This window comes from Nitratireductor thuwali (genome assembly GCF_036621415.1).
Taxonomy (GTDB): Bacteria; Pseudomonadota; Alphaproteobacteria; order Rhizobiales; family Rhizobiaceae; genus Chelativorans; species Chelativorans thuwali.
The window spans coordinates 3,998,839-4,014,155 of sequence record NZ_CP030941.1 but is presented as its reverse complement, the minus strand read 5'-3'; the positions used below and the strand labels follow the sequence as shown (position 1 = coordinate 4,014,155).

At 62.8% G+C, this 15,317-nt stretch carries 27 protein-coding genes; all 27 read right to left on the bottom strand.

Annotation, left to right across the window (positions count from 1 at the left end):
* Nucleotides 1-39 precede the first annotated feature (39 nt).
* Nucleotides 40-1,050 (bottom strand): DNA-directed RNA polymerase subunit alpha, encoded by a 1,011-nt coding sequence (locus NTH_RS19455; protein WP_338531561.1) that lies wholly within the window; start codon nucleotides 1,048-1,050, stop codon nucleotides 40-42.
* A 105-nt stretch (nucleotides 1,051-1,155) separates the two neighbouring features.
* Nucleotides 1,156-1,545: a 30S ribosomal protein S11 gene (rpsK, locus tag NTH_RS19450; protein ID WP_265519870.1), complete on the bottom strand. Its 390-nt coding sequence runs from the start codon at nucleotides 1,543-1,545 to the stop codon at nucleotides 1,156-1,158.
* 147 nt (nucleotides 1,546-1,692) lie between these two features.
* Nucleotides 1,693-2,061 (bottom strand): 30S ribosomal protein S13, encoded by a 369-nt coding sequence (gene rpsM, locus NTH_RS19445; RefSeq protein WP_338531560.1) that lies wholly within the window; start codon nucleotides 2,059-2,061, stop codon nucleotides 1,693-1,695.
* Between the two features lie 196 nt (nucleotides 2,062-2,257).
* The gene (locus NTH_RS19440) at nucleotides 2,258-2,842 is read right to left on the bottom strand and encodes an adenylate kinase (RefSeq protein WP_338531559.1); all 585 of its coding nucleotides are present in this window, start codon (nucleotides 2,840-2,842) and stop codon (nucleotides 2,258-2,260) included.
* Nucleotides 2,839-4,179, bottom strand: a complete 1,341-nt coding sequence (secY, locus tag NTH_RS19435) for a preprotein translocase subunit SecY (protein ID WP_338531558.1) — start codon at nucleotides 4,177-4,179, stop codon at nucleotides 2,839-2,841. The genes NTH_RS19440 and secY overlap by 4 nt, the downstream gene beginning before the upstream one ends.
* A gap of 250 nt (nucleotides 4,180-4,429) precedes the next feature.
* Nucleotides 4,430-4,900: a 50S ribosomal protein L15 gene (gene rplO, locus NTH_RS19430; protein WP_338531557.1), complete on the bottom strand. Its 471-nt coding sequence runs from the start codon at nucleotides 4,898-4,900 to the stop codon at nucleotides 4,430-4,432.
* A gap of 20 nt (nucleotides 4,901-4,920) precedes the next feature.
* Nucleotides 4,921-5,121: a 50S ribosomal protein L30 gene (gene rpmD / locus NTH_RS19425; RefSeq protein WP_265519875.1), complete on the bottom strand. Its 201-nt coding sequence runs from the start codon at nucleotides 5,119-5,121 to the stop codon at nucleotides 4,921-4,923.
* A 58-nt stretch (nucleotides 5,122-5,179) separates the two neighbouring features.
* Nucleotides 5,180-5,737 carry a 30S ribosomal protein S5 gene (rpsE, locus tag NTH_RS19420; RefSeq protein ID WP_338531556.1) on the bottom strand — a complete coding sequence of 186 codons (558 nt, stop codon included), beginning with the start codon at nucleotides 5,735-5,737 and terminating at the stop codon, nucleotides 5,180-5,182.
* 86 nt (nucleotides 5,738-5,823) lie between these two features.
* Nucleotides 5,824-6,183, bottom strand: coding sequence for a 50S ribosomal protein L18 (gene rplR, locus NTH_RS19415; protein WP_338531555.1), 360 nt, complete (start codon nucleotides 6,181-6,183; stop codon nucleotides 5,824-5,826).
* Nucleotides 6,184-6,195: 12 nt separating this feature from the next.
* Nucleotides 6,196-6,729 (bottom strand): 50S ribosomal protein L6, encoded by a 534-nt coding sequence (rplF, locus tag NTH_RS19410; protein WP_265519878.1) that lies wholly within the window; start codon nucleotides 6,727-6,729, stop codon nucleotides 6,196-6,198.
* Nucleotides 6,730-6,768: 39 nt separating this feature from the next.
* Nucleotides 6,769-7,167: a 30S ribosomal protein S8 gene (gene rpsH / locus NTH_RS19405; protein ID WP_338531554.1), complete on the bottom strand. Its 399-nt coding sequence runs from the start codon at nucleotides 7,165-7,167 to the stop codon at nucleotides 6,769-6,771.
* Nucleotides 7,168-7,179: 12 nt separating this feature from the next.
* On the bottom strand, nucleotides 7,180-7,485 hold the full coding sequence (gene rpsN / locus NTH_RS19400; RefSeq protein ID WP_338531553.1) for a 30S ribosomal protein S14: 306 nt from the start codon (nucleotides 7,483-7,485) through the stop codon (nucleotides 7,180-7,182).
* A gap of 27 nt (nucleotides 7,486-7,512) precedes the next feature.
* The gene (gene rplE / locus NTH_RS19395; protein WP_338531552.1) at nucleotides 7,513-8,070 is read right to left on the bottom strand and encodes a 50S ribosomal protein L5; all 558 of its coding nucleotides are present in this window, start codon (nucleotides 8,068-8,070) and stop codon (nucleotides 7,513-7,515) included.
* Nucleotides 8,063-8,374, bottom strand: a complete 312-nt coding sequence (rplX, locus tag NTH_RS19390; RefSeq protein ID WP_338531551.1) for a 50S ribosomal protein L24 — start codon at nucleotides 8,372-8,374, stop codon at nucleotides 8,063-8,065. The genes rplE and rplX overlap by 8 nt, the downstream gene beginning before the upstream one ends.
* Before the next feature lie 12 nt (nucleotides 8,375-8,386).
* On the bottom strand, nucleotides 8,387-8,755 hold the full coding sequence (gene rplN / locus NTH_RS19385; protein WP_036480309.1) for a 50S ribosomal protein L14: 369 nt from the start codon (nucleotides 8,753-8,755) through the stop codon (nucleotides 8,387-8,389).
* A 66-nt stretch (nucleotides 8,756-8,821) separates the two neighbouring features.
* Nucleotides 8,822-9,076, bottom strand: coding sequence for a 30S ribosomal protein S17 (gene rpsQ, locus NTH_RS19380; protein ID WP_338531550.1), 255 nt, complete (start codon nucleotides 9,074-9,076; stop codon nucleotides 8,822-8,824).
* 11 nt (nucleotides 9,077-9,087) lie between these two features.
* Complete coding sequence (gene rpmC, locus NTH_RS19375) at nucleotides 9,088-9,288, bottom strand: 50S ribosomal protein L29 (protein ID WP_159590046.1); 201 nt, start codon at nucleotides 9,286-9,288, stop codon at nucleotides 9,088-9,090.
* A 14-nt stretch (nucleotides 9,289-9,302) separates the two neighbouring features.
* Nucleotides 9,303-9,716 (bottom strand): 50S ribosomal protein L16, encoded by a 414-nt coding sequence (gene rplP / locus NTH_RS19370; protein ID WP_265519885.1) that lies wholly within the window; start codon nucleotides 9,714-9,716, stop codon nucleotides 9,303-9,305.
* A gap of 24 nt (nucleotides 9,717-9,740) precedes the next feature.
* Nucleotides 9,741-10,442: a 30S ribosomal protein S3 gene (rpsC, locus tag NTH_RS19365; protein WP_338531549.1), complete on the bottom strand. Its 702-nt coding sequence runs from the start codon at nucleotides 10,440-10,442 to the stop codon at nucleotides 9,741-9,743.
* Nucleotides 10,442-10,831 carry a 50S ribosomal protein L22 gene (gene rplV / locus NTH_RS19360; protein WP_265519887.1) on the bottom strand — a complete coding sequence of 130 codons (390 nt, stop codon included), beginning with the start codon at nucleotides 10,829-10,831 and terminating at the stop codon, nucleotides 10,442-10,444. Before rplV ends, rpsC begins: the two co-directional genes overlap by 1 nt.
* Nucleotides 10,832-10,833: 2 nt before the next feature.
* Nucleotides 10,834-11,112: a 30S ribosomal protein S19 gene (rpsS, locus tag NTH_RS19355; protein ID WP_265519888.1), complete on the bottom strand. Its 279-nt coding sequence runs from the start codon at nucleotides 11,110-11,112 to the stop codon at nucleotides 10,834-10,836.
* A gap of 16 nt (nucleotides 11,113-11,128) precedes the next feature.
* Complete coding sequence (gene rplB / locus NTH_RS19350; RefSeq protein ID WP_338531548.1) at nucleotides 11,129-11,965, bottom strand: 50S ribosomal protein L2; 837 nt, start codon at nucleotides 11,963-11,965, stop codon at nucleotides 11,129-11,131.
* 20 nt (nucleotides 11,966-11,985) lie between these two features.
* Nucleotides 11,986-12,279 carry a 50S ribosomal protein L23 gene (locus tag NTH_RS19345; RefSeq protein WP_338531547.1) on the bottom strand — a complete coding sequence of 98 codons (294 nt, stop codon included), beginning with the start codon at nucleotides 12,277-12,279 and terminating at the stop codon, nucleotides 11,986-11,988.
* Nucleotides 12,276-12,896, bottom strand: coding sequence for a 50S ribosomal protein L4 (gene rplD, locus NTH_RS19340; protein ID WP_338531546.1), 621 nt, complete (start codon nucleotides 12,894-12,896; stop codon nucleotides 12,276-12,278). The genes NTH_RS19345 and rplD overlap by 4 nt, the downstream gene beginning before the upstream one ends.
* Nucleotides 12,896-13,624, bottom strand: coding sequence for a 50S ribosomal protein L3 (gene rplC, locus NTH_RS19335; protein ID WP_265519892.1), 729 nt, complete (start codon nucleotides 13,622-13,624; stop codon nucleotides 12,896-12,898). The genes rplD and rplC overlap by 1 nt, the downstream gene beginning before the upstream one ends.
* Before the next feature lie 76 nt (nucleotides 13,625-13,700).
* A complete protein-coding gene (rpsJ, locus tag NTH_RS19330; protein ID WP_007066362.1) occupies nucleotides 13,701-14,009 on the bottom strand; it encodes a 30S ribosomal protein S10 in 309 nt (102 codons plus the stop codon).
* A gap of 61 nt (nucleotides 14,010-14,070) precedes the next feature.
* Entirely contained in the window at nucleotides 14,071-15,246 is a 1,176-nt protein-coding gene (gene tuf / locus NTH_RS19325; protein WP_338531531.1) for an elongation factor Tu, read from the bottom strand.
* Nucleotides 15,247-15,317 lie beyond the last annotated feature (71 nt).

Genomic DNA, 15,317 nt, shown 5'->3' with positions numbered 1-15,317 from the left:
TCAATACCCTTCGTGGCCCTGTCGGGCGCGCCCGGGCTTCTAATACTGATCTTCGTAGCGCTTGGCGAGTTCTTCGATGTTGTCAGGCGGCCAATCCGGCACTTCCATGCCGAGGTGCAGCCCCATCGATGCCAGCACTTCCTTGATTTCGTTGAGCGACTTGCGGCCGAAATTCGGCGTCCGCAGCATCTCGGCTTCCGTCTTCTGGATAAGGTCGCCGATATAGACGATGTTGTCGTTCTTCAGGCAGTTGGCCGAGCGGACCGAAAGCTCCAGCTCGTCGACCTTTTTCAGAAGCGCCGGGTTGAAGGCGAGCTCCGTCACCTGCTCGGCAGGCTGCTCCTTCTGCGGCTCCTCGAAATTCACGAACAGGCCAAGCTGATCCTGCAGGATGCGGGCAGCGAAAGCCACCGCGTCCTCACCGGTCACCGAACCGTCGGTCTCCAGCGTCATGGTCAGCTTGTCGTAGTCGAGAACCTGGCCCTCGCGGGTGTTCTCGACCTTGTAGGAGACCTTCTTGACCGGCGAATAGAGGCTGTCAACCGGGATCAGGCCGATCGGCGCATCCTCGGCGCGGTTGCGGTCGGCCGGCACATAGCCCTTGCCCGTGTCGACGGTGAACTCCATGCGGATTTCGGCGCCCTCGTCGAGGGTGCAGATCACATGCTCGGGGTTCAGGATCTCGACGTCGCCGACGGTCTGGATGTCGCCGGCGGTCACGGCGCCCGGTCCCTGCTTGCGCACGACCATGCGCTTGGGTCCGTCGCCCTCCATGCCGATGGCGATTTCCTTGATGTTGAGAACGATGTCGGTCACGTCCTCACGCACGCCGGGGATCGACGAGAACTCGTGCAGCACGCCGTCGATCTGCACGGCGGTCACGGCGGCGCCGCGCAGCGACGACAGGAGCACGCGGCGCAGCGCGTTGCCGAGCGTCAGGCCGAAGCCGCGCTCCAGCGGCTCGGCGACGAGCGTGGTCTGGGTCTTACCTTTGGACGTGAACTCGATCTTGTTCGGCTTGATGAGTTCTTGCCAGTTTTTCTGGATCATTCCGTTTTCCTTCCGTTACCCCGCCACCATCCATTCGTGGCGGGCGATCTGGAAAACCGCAGAGGAGCGCCGGACGATCCGCCGCTCTTGCGGTAAGTGATAATGCTAGACGCGGCGCTTCTTGCGCGGGCGGCAGCCATTGTGCGGGATCGGCGTCACGTCGCGGATCGACGTGATCGTGAAACCGGCGGCCTGCAGAGCGCGAAGCGCCGACTCGCGGCCCGAACCCGGCCCCGACACCTCGACCTCGAGCGTCCGCATGCCATGTTCGGCGGCCTTGCGGGCGCAATCCTCGGCCGCGACCTGGGCGGCGAACGGCGTCGACTTGCGCGAGCCCTTGAAGCCCTGCGAGCCGGCCGACGACCAGGCAATCGCATTGCCCTGCGCGTCGGTGATGGTGATCATGGTGTTGTTGAACGTCGAGCTCACATGAGCAACGCCCGACGAGATGTTCTTGCGCTCACGGCGACGAACGCGTGCGGCTTCCTTAGCCATGTTGTTCCTTTCAGTCGATCTCTACACCGCCGTAATGCCAGCGGCTCCACCTTGCGGTGAACTGTGAATGGTAAAATGGCGAATGGCTAGGAGCCGCAAATAGCGGCCGGCGGCCATTCACCATTCACCACTTCACCATCCACCAAATTACTTCTTCTTGCCGGCGATCGGCTTGGCCGGGCCCTTGCGGGTGCGCGCATTGGTGTGCGTGCGCTGGCCGCGAACCGGCAGGGAGCGGCGATGGCGCAGGCCGCGGTAGCAGCCGAGATCCATCAGACGCTTGATGTTCATCGAGACCTCACGGCGCAGATCGCCTTCGACCCGGTAGTCGCGGTCGATCGCCTCGCGGATGTGAAGCACTTCGGCGTCGGTCAGCTCGCTTACGCGCCGCTCGGCCGGAATGTTGGCCTGCTCCACGATCTTCTGGGCGAACTTCTCCCCGATGCCGTGAATATACTGAAGCGCAATGACCACGCGCTTGTTTGTCGGAATGTTGACGCCAGCAATACGGGCCACGTCGGCTCTCCTTGGTTTCCTGCCGCCTGTCCGGCGGGTCTTTTCAACTATCGGCCGGACAAGACGAAAGCGCCCGATCCCAGCCCTGAATTTCTCAGACCGGCACCGACCGCTTTTGACATTCAAGCGAATTGGGCCTGTCTTTGACGGAATCGCCGGGAAAAGTCAACTCCCCGGGCGACATTTTGAAATGCAGTCAGACCGACTGCAGAACCTGTTCGATCTGCCGCGTCACATCCTCGATGTCGGCCATGCCGTCGACCGAGCGCAGCTTGCCCTTGGCGTGGTAGTAGCCGATGAGTGGCGCGGTCTTCTTGTAATATTCGCGCAGGCGCTCGTCGAACACCTCGGCGTTGTCGTCCTTGCGGACCGCCTCGCCGTTCGCCCTCGCCTGATCCGCACGCTTGGCGATCCGGCCGACCAGCGCCTTGTCGTCGACAGCCAGTTCGATCACCGCATCGAGCGCCAATCCGCGCTCGGCGAGCATTTGCTCCACCGCGTCGGCCTGGGCAAGCGTGCGCGGGTAGCCGTCGAGGATGAAGCCGTCCGCGCAGTCTTCCTGGTCTATCCGTTCCGCGACGATGGCGTTGACGATCGCGTCGGACACCAATTCGCCGGCGTCCATGACGGCCTTGGCCCGCTTGCCGACGTCTGTTTCAGCCTTTACCGCCGCGCGCAGCATATCCCCGGTGGAAAGCTGCGGAACGCCAAGCCTGTCCACCAATCGCTGCGCCTGGGTCCCCTTACCCGCCCCCGGCGGCCCAAGAAGTATAAGCCTCATCGTCCTCTTTTACCCCCACGCAGCTTGGATTTCTTGATCAGTCCCTCGTACTGATGCGCGATCAGATGTCCCTGCACCTGCGCCACCGTGTCGAGCGTCACGCTGACGACGATCAGCAGCGACGTGCCGCCCAGATAGAAGGGCACGCCGGTCGAGGCGATCAGGAACTCCGGCAGAAGGCAGACGAGAACCAGGTAGAGAGCGCCGACCGTCGTAATGCGGGTCAGAACATAGTCGATATACTCGGCCGTCCGCTCGCCGGGGCGATAGCCGGGAATGAAGCCGGAATGCTTCTTGAGCTGCTCTGCCGTGTCCTTCGGGTTGAAGACGATGGCCGTATAGAAGAACGCGAAGAAGGCGATCAGCACGGCATAAAGGATCATGTAGAGCGGCTGGCCGTGGCCGAGCGTTGCAAGCACGGTGCCGGCCCAGGCGGGAAGCTGCGTCGTATCGGAGAAGCCGGCGGCGGTGGTCGGCAGCAACAGAAGCGAGGAAGCAAAGATCGGCGGAATGACGCCGGCCGTGTTCAGCTTGAGCGGCAGGTGCGAAGTGTCGCCCTGGAACATGCGGTTTCCGACCTGGCGCTTGGGATACTGGATCAAAAGCCTGCGCTGGGCGCGCTCGAAGAACACGATGATGCCGATGACGACGATGGCCAGCACGATGATCGCAAGGATCAGGCCCGTCGACATGGCGCCCGTGCGCCCCAGTTCCAGCGTGCCGCCGATTGCCGACGGAAGGCCGGCGACGATACCCGAAAAAATGATCAGCGAAATGCCGTTGCCGATGCCGCGCGCGGTGATCTGCTCGCCCAGCCACATCAGGAACATGGTTCCGCCCACCAGGGTGATGACCGCGGAAATGCGGAAGAACCAGCCCGGATCCGTGACGATGTTCGCCCCGCTTTCCAGCCCTATGGCAATGCCGTATGCCTGCACGGTGGCAAGGATCACGGTGCCGTAGCGGGTGTACTGGTTGATGACCTTGCGGCCCTGCTCGCCTTCCTTCTTGAGCTGCTCGAGAGTGGGAACGACCGAGGTCATCAGCTGCATGATGATCGAGGCGGAGATGTAGGGCATGATGCCGAGGGCGAAGATCGCCATGCGCTCGACCGCGCCGCCGGCAAACATGTTGAAGACGCCGAGAACGCCGCCGGACTGCTGCTCGAACGCCTGCGCGAACGCCTCGGGATTGATGCCCGGCATCGGGATGTAGGTGCCCAGCCGGTAGACGAGAAGCGCCCCCAGCGTGAACCAGATGCGCTTCTTCAGGTCTTCCGCTTTGGCGAAGGCCGAAAAATTCAGATTGGAGGCAAGTTGTTCGGCTGCCGATGCCATGAAAAGTTCTCCGCTTGGTCACGCGCAAGCCGCGCGAACAGGAATGTGGACGCCGGTTCCCCTATCGACCGATTCCGTGGATCGAGGCCAGGAAACAATCAAAACACCGAACCGCCCACCCCCCTTGGCGGATCAATGGGGCGGATCATGCGCCGCACCGCTAGAACCGGCAGCACATTGTGCCAACCCGAGATAGGCCCGGGCGGACGAGGTTGCAAGCGGCGGATCGGATCCGCCGCTTGCTCAATGCTTATTCAGCCGCCTTTTCGGCAACCTTCACCGAACCGCCGGCCTTTTCGATCTTCTCGATGGCCGACTTGGTGGCGCCGGCCACGTCGAGAACGACCTTGGCCGAGATGTCGCCATTGCCGAGCACCCGCACGCCGTCCTTGACGCGGCGGATGACGCCGGCCTTGGCCAGCGCCGCGCCGTCGATCGTCTGGCCGGCGTCGAGCTTCTTGGCGTCGATCGCGGCCTGGATGCGGCTGACCGGAACCTCGTTGAAGTTCTTGCTGAAGATGTTCTTGAAGCCGCGCTTGGGCAGGCGGCGGTAGAGCGGCATCTGGCCGCCCTCGAAGCCCTTGATGGCCACGCCCGAGCGCGATTTCTGGCCCTTGACGCCGCGGCCGCCGGTCTTGCCGGTGCCCGAGCCGATGCCCCGTCCCAGACGCTTGCGCGAATGGGTGGCGCCTTCATTATCCCTGAGTTCGTTGAGTTTCATCGATCCTGCTCCTCGATCTCTCAGGCTTCGTCGACGATGCGCACGAGGTGCTGCACCGTTGCGACCATGCCGCGCACGGAAGGAGTATCCTCCAGCGTCGAGCGGCGATGCATCTTGTTCAAGCCCAGGCCGACCAGCGTGGCGCGCTGCTCCTTAGGGCGGCGAATGGGGCTGCCGATCTGCTCAACGGTGATCGTCTTGCCCTTCTTCTTCTCAGCCATGTCCGTCAATCCTTGATTGGGTCCAGCGCCTCATGCGAAGCGCCGGACCGCGCCCTGCCTATTCCTCGCCGCCGGCGGCGGTGCCGCGGCGCGCCTGGAGGGTCGAATACTTGATGCCGCGCTGGGCCGCCACATCCTTGGGATGCTTCTGGCTCTTCAGCGCATCGAAGGTCGCGCGCACCATGTTGTACGGGTTGGAAGACCCGAGCGACTTGGCGACCACGTCATGGACGCCCAGCGTCTCGAAGACGGCGCGCATCGGGCCGCCGGCGATGATGCCGGTACCGGCCTTGGCGGCGCGCAGATGGACGCGGCCGGCGCCATGGCGGCCGTCGACGTCGTGGTGCAGCGTGCGGCCCGAACGGAGCGGGACGAAAATCAGATCGCGCTTGGCGCTCTCGGTCGCCTTGCGGATGGCTTCCGGCACTTCGCGCGCCTTGCCGTGACCGAAGCCGACACGGCCCTTCTGGTCGCCGACGACGACGAGCGCGGCGAAACCGAAGCGGCGGCCACCCTTGACCACCTTGGCGACGCGGTTGATGTGAACGAGTTTATCGACGAATTCGCTGTCGCGCTCTTCGCGCTCGCGGCGATCGTCCCTGCGGCCTTGTGCCATTATCCTTGTCCTTTTTCTTTTCCGGAAGCACGGGTTGGAAAAATGTCACGGGCGCCCGTCATCTGCGGACGGTGCGCCTCGGACGGTTAAAACTTGAGGCCGCCCTCGCGGGCAGCGTCGGCCAGCGCCTTGATGCGGCCGTGGTAGAGATAGGGGCCGCGGTCGAACACGACATTTTCCACGCCGGCCTTCTTGGCCCGCTCGGCGATCAGCTTGCCGATCTCAATCGCGGCCGTCGTGTCGGCGCCCGACTTCAACTTGCCCTTCAGGTCCCCTTCCAGGGTCGAGGCGGCGGCAAGGGTGTGTCCCTTCACGTCGTCGATGACCTGGGCATAAATGTTCTTGGACGAGCGGTGAACCGAAAGCCGCGGCTGCCCGTTGGCGACCGCCTTCAACTTCCGGCGAACGCGCCCGGCGCGCCGCTTAACGGATACCTTCGACACCATGGCCTGCGTTCCTTACTTCTTCTTGCCTTCCTTGCGGACGATCGTCTCATCCGCGTATTTTACGCCCTTGCCCTTGTAGGGCTCGGGAGAGCGAAACTCGCGGATTTCCGCCGCGACCTGGCCGACCACCTGCTTGTCCACGCCGGCGACGACGATTTCCGTCGGCTTGGGCACCGTTATGGTGACGCCCTCGGGCGCCTCATAATGGACCTCGTGGCTGTAGCCAAGCGAAAGCTGGAGCCGCTTGCCCTGCATCGCGGCGCGATAACCGACGCCGTTGATCTCCAGGCGCTTTTCGAAGCCGCCCGACACGCCCTGAACGATGTTCTGGATCTGCGTACGGGACATGCCCCACTTGGAGCGCGCATCCTTGGACTGGTCGCGCGGATCGACGGCGATGCCGCCGTCTTCCATCTTGACCAGAACCTCGTCGTTGACGACGAACTTCAGTTCACCCTTCGGGCCCTTGGCCGTCACGGTTTGTCCCTCGACGCTGGCTGTGACGCCCTGCGGCACCGGGACCGGCTTTTTGCCAATACGAGACATGTTCTTGTCCTCGTTGTTCCGTTGTTGGGTTCCGCCGGATCAGAAGATCTGGCAGAGCACCTCTCCGCCGACATTCTGCTCACGGGCTTCATGGTCGGCCATCACGCCCTTGGGCGTCGAAAGGATGGCCACACCGAGACCGTTCGCAACCTGCGGGATCGATTTCACCGACACATAGACGCGGCGGCCCGGCTTGGAAACCCGTGCAATCTCGCGAATGACCGGGGTGCCCTCGTAGTATTTCAGCTCGATCTCGAGCTCCGACTTGCCATTGTCGTAGTCGACCTGGCTGTAGTCGCGGATGTAGCCTTCAGCCTTCAACACGTCCAGCACACGGGCGCGCAGCTTGGAAGCCGGCGTGGAGACCGAGTTCTTCTTGCGGCCGATGGCATTGCGGATGCGGGTCAGCATATCGCCGAGTGGATCGCTCACAGACATACTCTTGCTCCCTTACCAGCTCGACTTGACCAGGCCCGGAATGAGCCCGCTATTGCCAAGTTCGCGCAATGCGATGCGCGACATCTTCAACTTGCGGTAATAGGCCCGCGGACGGCCCGTCACATCGCAACGGTTGCGGATGCGGGTCTTGGAGGAATTGCGCGGAAGCGCGGACAGCTGAAGCTGCGCCTTGAAGCGCTCTTCGATCGGCTTGTCCTGATCCTTGATGATGGCCTTGAGCGATGCACGCTTGGCGGCATAGCGGTCCACCAGTTGACGGCGCTTCTTGTTCTTCTCGACTGCGCTGACTTTTGCCATAGAAAAGTTCCTTTTGCTCGCCTGCCGTTACTGCTGGAACGGGAAGTTGAAAGCCTTCAGAAGCGCGCGCGCTTCGTCATCGGTCTTCGCAGTCGTACAGACGATGATGTCCATTCCCCAGATCTGGTCGACCCTGTCGTAGTTGATCTCGGGGAACACGATGTGCTCCTTCACGCCCATGGCGAAGTTGCCGCGGCCGTCGAAGCTCTTTGGGTTCAGGCCGCGGAAGTCGCGAACGCGCGGAAGCGCGACGTTGACCAGGCGGTCCAGGAATTCGTACATGCGCTCCTTGCGCAGCGTGACCTTCGCGCCGATCGGCATCTCCTCGCGCACCTTGAAGCCGGCAATCGACTTGCGGGCCTTGGTGATGACGGGTTTCTGGCCGGCGATGAGCGCCAGGTCTTCCGCGGCGATGGACGGCTTCTTGGAATCGCCCGTCGCTTCGCCCACGCCCATATTGATGACGATCTTGTCGATGCGCGGGACCTGCATCTCGTTCTCATACTTGAAGGCTTCGATGAGCTCCTTGCGGATGACCTCGTCGTACTTCTTCTTCAAGCGAGGCTGAATCTTAGCGTTAGCCATCGATCGTTTCTCCCGAGCGCTTCGCGACGCGCACCTTCTTGTCGCCGTCGATCTTGAAGCCGACGCGCGTCGGCTTGCCGTCCTTGGGGTCGGCCAGAGCGAGGTTGGACAGGTGGATCGGCGCTTCCTTGGCAATGATGCCGCCTGCATCCTGCGCGGACTGCTTCTGATGCCGGCGAACGACGTTGACGCCGCGAACCAGCGCCCTGTCTTCCTTCGGCATCACCTGGATGACTTCACCGGAACGACCCTTGTCGCGGCCGGCGAGCACGACGACTTTGTCGCCTTTCTTGATCTTCTGCATTTTCCGGCCTCCTTAGAGCACTTCCGGCGCGAGCGAGATGATCTTCATATGGTTCTTGGCGCGAAGTTCGCGCGGAACCGGTCCGAAGATGCGTGTGCCCACGGGCTCTTTCTTGTTGTCGACGAGGACGGCCGCATTGTTGTCAAAACGGATAACGCTGCCGTCGGCCCGGCGAATGTCCTTGGCTGTGCGGACCACAACCGCCTTCATCACGTCGCCCTTCTTGACACGGCCGCGCGGGATAGCTTCCTTCACCGAAACGACGATGATGTCGCCGACGGAGGCATATTTCCGCTTCGAGCCGCCGAGCACCTTGATGCACATGACACGACGTGCGCCGGAATTATCCGCCACGTCGAGGTTTGTTTGCATCTGAATCATGACTGGCCGCCTTCTACTTAATGGGAAGCGCGCCTCTCGCGCGGCTTCCGGCTTGTCCAAACGTTCTTATTGTGCGGGCGCTTGTGCGGCCGTCTCGTTGATGACGATCCAGCACTTGTCCTTCGAGATCGGACGCGTCTCCTGGATCAGCACCTTGTCGCCGACCTTCAACGCATTCGTTTCATCATGAGCCTTGTACCGCTTGGTACGGCGCACGGTCTTCTTCAGCAGCGGGTGAGCGAAACGGCGCTCGACGCGGACGACGACCGTCTTGTCGTTCTTGTCGCTCACCACGGTGCCCTGCAAAACGCGCTTTGGCATGTTCGCTTTCCTCAGGCCTTGCTGCCAGCCGATTTCTCGGCGGCGATTGTCTTGATGCGCGCAATGTCACGGCGAATCTGCTTCACACGCGCGGTTTTCTCGAGCTGCCCCGTCGCCTTCTGGAAGCGAAGGTTGAACTGCTCTTTCTTCAGCTTGGCCAGCTCGTCGTCGAGCTGGTCGGGCGTCATCGCCCTTACGTCAACGGCCTTCATGATGACTGCCTCTCCTACTCTGCGATGCGCTGGACGAAGCGCGTCTTGATCGGGAGCTTGGCGGCACCAAGGCGAAGCGCCTCGCGTGCAACGTCGACGCCCACACCGTCGATCTCGAACATTACGCGACCGGGCTTCACGCGCGCGGCCCAGTAATCCACCGAACCCTTACCCTTACCCATGCGGACCTCGGTCGGCTTGGAGGTGACGGGAACGTCGGGGAAAATCCGGATCCAGACGCGGCCCTGGCGCTTCATATAGCGCGTGATGGCGCGGCGCGCGGCCTCGATCTGGCGCGCGGTCACCCGCTCCGGCTCAAGAGCCTTGATACCGAACGAACCGAAGTTCAGGTCAGTGCCGCCCTTGGCGATGCCATGGATGCGGCCCTTGAACTGCTTGCGGAATTTCGTGCGCTTTGGTTGCAGCATCTCTATCTACTCCAAAATTCCGGCTCAGGCGTGTTCACGGCGGCGGCTGCCGCCCTGCTCACCCTCGACCACGCGGCGTTCGGACGCCATCGGATCGTGCTCGAGGATCTCGCCCTTGAATACCCAGACCTTCACACCACAGATGCCGTAGGCCGTCTTCGCCTCGGCGGTTCCGTAGTCGATGTCGGCGCGAAGCGTGTGCAGCGGCACCCGGCCTTCACGATACCATTCGATGCGCGCGATCTCCGCGCCACCCAGACGGCCCGAGCAGTTGATGCGGATGCCCTCGGCGCCGAGACGCATGGCCGACTGAACGGCACGCTTCATGGCGCGGCGGAAGGCCACGCGGCGCTCGAGCTGCTGGGCGATCGACTGGGCGATCAGCTTCGCGTCGATCTCGGGCTTGCGCACCTCGACGATGTTGAGATGCGTTTCCGCATTCGTCATCGACGAGACCTTGCGGCGCAGCTTTTCGATGTCCGCGCCCTTCTTGCCGATGATGAGGCCGGGGCGGGCGGCATGGATCGTGACGCGGCACTTCTTGTGCGGGCGCTCGATCACCACCTTCGAAATGGCGGCCTGCTTGAGCTCCTTCTCGATATAGTCGCGGATCTTCAGATCCTCGTGAAGAAGCTCGCCATACTCGGCATTGTCCGCGAACCAGCGGGAATCCCAGGTGCGGTTGATGCCGAGACGCAGGCCGATCGGATTAACTTTGTGGCCCATCAGGCGGCCTCCACTTTCTCTTCGACTTCGCGGACGACAATCGTCAGATGCGAGAACGGCTTCTCGATGCGGTTGGCGCGGCCGCGGCCACGCGCATGAAAACGCTTCATGACGATCGACTTGCCGACATAGGCCTCGGCGACAACCAGCGCATCCACGTCGAGGTCGTGGTTGTTCTCCGCATTGGCGATTGCCGACTGCAGCGTCGACTTCACGGTGCCGGCGATTCGCTTGCGCGAGAACTCAAGGTCGGCGAGCGCTGTCGCGACCTTCTTCCCGCGGATCATCGCGGCAACGAGGTTCAGCTTCTGCGGGCTGACGCGGATCGTGCGCAGTACGGCACGAGCCTCATTGTCTGCAAGCCTGCGCGGCGCTTTGGCCTTGCCCATCGTTACTTCCTCTTAGCCTTCTTGTCCGCCCCGTGGCCGTAATAGGTGCGGGTCGGAGCGAATTCACCGAATTTGTGGCCCACCATCTCTTCCGAGACGAGCACCGGAATATGCTTCTGGCCGTTGTAGACGCCGAAGGTCAGGCCGACGAACTGCGGCAGAATGGTGGAGCGACGGCTCCACATCTTGATCACCTCTTTGCGTCCGCTCTCGCGAACTTTCTCGACCTTCTTGAAAAGAAAGCCATCGACAAAGGGGCCTTTCCAAACTGAACGGGACACTTGCCGTTACCTTTCCTTAGCTCTTGCGCTGATGGCGCGAGCGCATGATGAACTTGTCGGTCGACTTGTTCGACCGCGTCTTCATGCCCTTGGTGGGCTTGCCCCACGGCGATACCGGATGACGGCCGCCGGAGGTGCGGCCTTCACCACCGCCATGCGGGTGATCGACCGGGTTCATTGTGACGCCGCGATTGTGCGGGCGCTTGCCCAGCCAACGCTTGCGACCAGCCTTGCCGAGGCTGATATTCGAGTGGTCCGGGTTTGACACCGCACCGACCGTGGCGAGGCAACCGCCCGATACCAGGCGCTGCTCGCCCGAGTTCAGCCGCAGGATCGCCATTCCCTGATCGCGACCGACCAACTGGCAATAGGCGCCGGCCGAACGGGCGATCTGGCCGCCCTTGCCCGTCTTCATCTCCACATTGTGCACGATCGTGCCGATCGGCATTGCGGAGAGCGGCATGGTGTTGCCGGGCTTCACGTCGACGGCCTTGAGCGACGAGATGACCTTGTCGCCGGCGGCCAGGCGCTGCGGCGCCAGGATGTAGGACAGCTCGCCGTCCTCATAACGCACCAGCGCGATGAAGCCGGTCCGGTTCGGGTCGTACTCGATGCGCTCGATGACGCCCGAAACGTCGAACTTGCGACGCTTGAAATCGACCAGGCGATAGGTCCGCTTGTGACCGCCGCCCTGGAACCGGGCCGTGATGCGGCCGGTGTTGTTGCGGCCGCCCTTGCCCGTCAGTCCCTGGGTAAGGCCCTTGACCGGCTTGCCTTTGTAGAGGCCGGAGCGGTCAACGATCACCAGCTGGCGCTGGCCCGGGGTTACCGGTTTGAAGTTCTTGAGTGCCATGTCTTAATCCTCGCGGCCTCTCAAAGACCAGTAGCGATGTCGATCGAGTGCCCCTCGACCAGCGTCACGACCGCCTTCTTGGCGTCGCTCTGCCTACCGATGGTGCCGCGGAACCGCTTCACCTTGCCTTTGCGAACAAGTGTGTTCACGCCCTTCACCTTCACACCGAACAGCGCCTCGACGGCAGCCTTGATCTCGGGCTTGGTGGCCTTGGGCGCCACGTTAAAGACGACCTGGTTGTTCTCCGAGGCCATCGTCGATTTCTCGGTGACCACCGGGCTGACGATCACGTCATAGTGGCGAAGGTCCGTCATTTAAATCGCTCCTCGAGGGCCTCGACAGCCGCCTTGGACAGCACCAGCGTGCCGCGGCGGAGGATGTCGTAGACGTTGATGCCCTGCACCGGCAGCACATCCACATTGGGAATGTTCTGCGCCGCGCGCTTGAAACCTGCGTCGAGCTCGGCACCGCCGATCATCAGCACATTGGTAAGACCGAGCTTGGCGAAGCTGTCCACCAGCGCCTTCGTCTTGCCGTCGGCAAATGCCAGATCGTCGATGATGATCAGGCTTTCCGACTTGGCCTTGGCCGAAAGCGCGTGCTTCAGACCCAGTGCGCGAACCTTCTTCGGCAGCTCGTGGGCGTGGCTGCGCACGACCGGGCCATGGGCCTTGCCGCCGCCGCGGAACTGCGGAGCGCGCGCCGAGTGATGGCGGGCGCGGCCGGTGCCCTTCTGACGGTACATCTTGGCGCCGGTGCGCGCGATCTCGGCGCGCCCCTTGGTCTTGTGCGAACCCTGCTGACGCTTGGCAAGCTGCCAGCGCACGACGCGGTGCAGGATGTCCTCGCGCGGATCAAGTCCGAAAATCTCGTCGGAGACCTTCAGCTTGCCGGCATCCTTGCCCGCAAGGGTGGTTACCTTAAAATCCATTATTCTGCCCCCTCGCTGGCGGCGGCGTTTTCGGCCTTCGCGGCATCGTTGTTTGCGGCGCGGATGGCGGCCGGAAGCGGCGCGCCCTCGGGCAGCGGCGCCTTGACGGCATCGCTCACCATGATCCAGGCGCCCTTGGAGCCGGGAACGGCGCCGCGGACCAGGATCAGGCCGCGCTCGGTATCGGTGGAGACGATCTCCAGGTTCTGGGTCGTGACGCGATGGTTGCCCATGTGGCCGGCCATCTTCTTGCCCTTGAACACCTTGCCGGGATCCTGGCGCTGGCCGGTCGAGCCGTGCGAGCGGTGCGACACCGAGTTACCATGGGTCGCACGGCCGCCACCGAAATTGTGGCGCTTCATGACGCCCTGGAAGCCCTTGCCGATGGAGGTTCCCGTCACGTCGACCTTCTGGCCGGCGACGAAATGATCCGCCGTGATCTCGGCCCCGACATCCAGAAGATTGTCGGGCGACACCCGGAATTCGGCAACCTTCGCCTTGGGCTCGACCGTGGCTGCAGCGAAATGACCGCGCAACGCCTTCGACGTGTTCTTCACCTTGGCAAGGCCGACACCGAGCTGAACGGCCGTGTAGCCATTCTTCTCTTCGGTGCGCTGGGCCACGACCTGGCAGTTTTCCATGCGCAGAACCGTGACAGGGACATGCTCGCCCGCCTCGTTGTAGACGCGCGTCATCCCGATCTTCTGTGCGATAACACCTGAACGCATCGGTTCGATTTCCTTTCAGGGTTCCCGGCTCGCGGCCTTTCGGCTTCGCCCGGGTTCCTAACCTATTGTCTTCCGCCTACAGCTTGATCTCGACGTCGACGCCGGCAGCAAGGTCGAGCTTCATAAGAGCGTCGACCGTCTGGGGCGTCGGGTCCACGATGTCCAGAAGACGCTTGTGGGTCCGCATTTCAAACTGCTCGCGCGACTTCTTGTCGATGTGCGGCGAGCGGTTCACCGTGAATTTCTCGATCCGCGTCGGCAGCGGGATGGGCCCGCGGACATTCGCGCCGGTGCGCTTGGCCGTGGACACGATCTCGCGCGTCGAAGCATCAAGCACCCGGTGGTCGAACGCCTTGAGGCGGATACGGATATTCTGTCCGTTCATTTTTCAAGTTCCTTGTTCCGCTGCGGCGCGGGCTGCCCGCGCCGCGTCGGATGCTGCCCAATTACTCAGTGATGCTTGCGACGATGCCGGCGCCGACGGTGCGGCCGCCTTCGCGGATGGCGAAGCGCAGCTTCTCCTCCATGGCGATCGGCACGATCAGCTCGACGTCGACCGTCACATTGTCGCCCGGCATCACCATTTCCGTGCCTTCGGGAAGCGAGACCACGCCGGTCACGTCCGTCGTGCGGAAGTAGAACTGCGGACGGTAGTTGGTGAAGAACGGCGTGTGGCGCCCGCCCTCCTCCTTGGTCAGGATGTAGGCCTCGGCCTTGAACTTCTTGTGCGGCTTCACCGAACCGGGCTTGCACAGAACCTGGCCGCGCTCCACGCCCTCGCGGTCGATGCCGCGGATCAGCGCCCCGATATTGTCGCCCGCCTGGCCCTGGTCCAGAAGCTTGCGGAACATCTCCACGCCCGTCACCGTCGTCTTGGTCGTGTCGCGGATGCCCACGATCTCCACTTCCTCGCCGACCTTGATCACGCCGCGCTCGACGCGACCCGTCACCACCGTGCCGCGGCCCGAGATCGAGAACACGTCCTCGATCGGCATCAGGAACGGCTGGTCGATCGGACGCTCCGGCGTCGGGATGTACTTGTCCACCTCGGCCATCAGCGCGCGGATCGCGTCCTCGCCGATCTCCTTGTTGGAATCCTCCAGCGCCGCAAGCGCCGAGCCCTTGACGATCGGAATGTCGTCGCCGGGGAAGTCGTAGCTCGACAGAAGCTCGCGGACCTCGAGCTCGACCAGCTCCAGAAGCTCCGCATCGTCGACCTGGTCGACCTTGTTCAAAAACACCACAACCGCCGGAACGCCGACCTGGCGGGCCAGGAGAATGTGCTCGCGCGTCTGCGGCATCGGGCCGTCGGCCGCCGAAACCACCAGGATCGCGCCGTCCATCTGCGCCGCGCCGGTGATCATGTTCTTCACATAATCGGCATGGCCCGGGCAGTCGACATGCGCATAGTGACGGGCTTCCGTCTCATATTCCACATGCGCCGTCGAAATCGTGATGCCGCGCGCCTTCTCCTCCGGCGCACCGTCAATCGTGTCGTAGGCCCGGTACTCGCCGAAATACTTCGTGATCGCAGCCGTCAGCGACGTCTTGCCATGGTCAACGTGACCAATCGTACCGATGTTCACATGCGGCTTGTTGCGCTCGAATTTACCTTTGGCCATGTGAGGTCTCCATTGTCTCTTGCCTGTCCAGGCATTTACGATTGCCCTTCACGGGCATTTACGATTGCCGT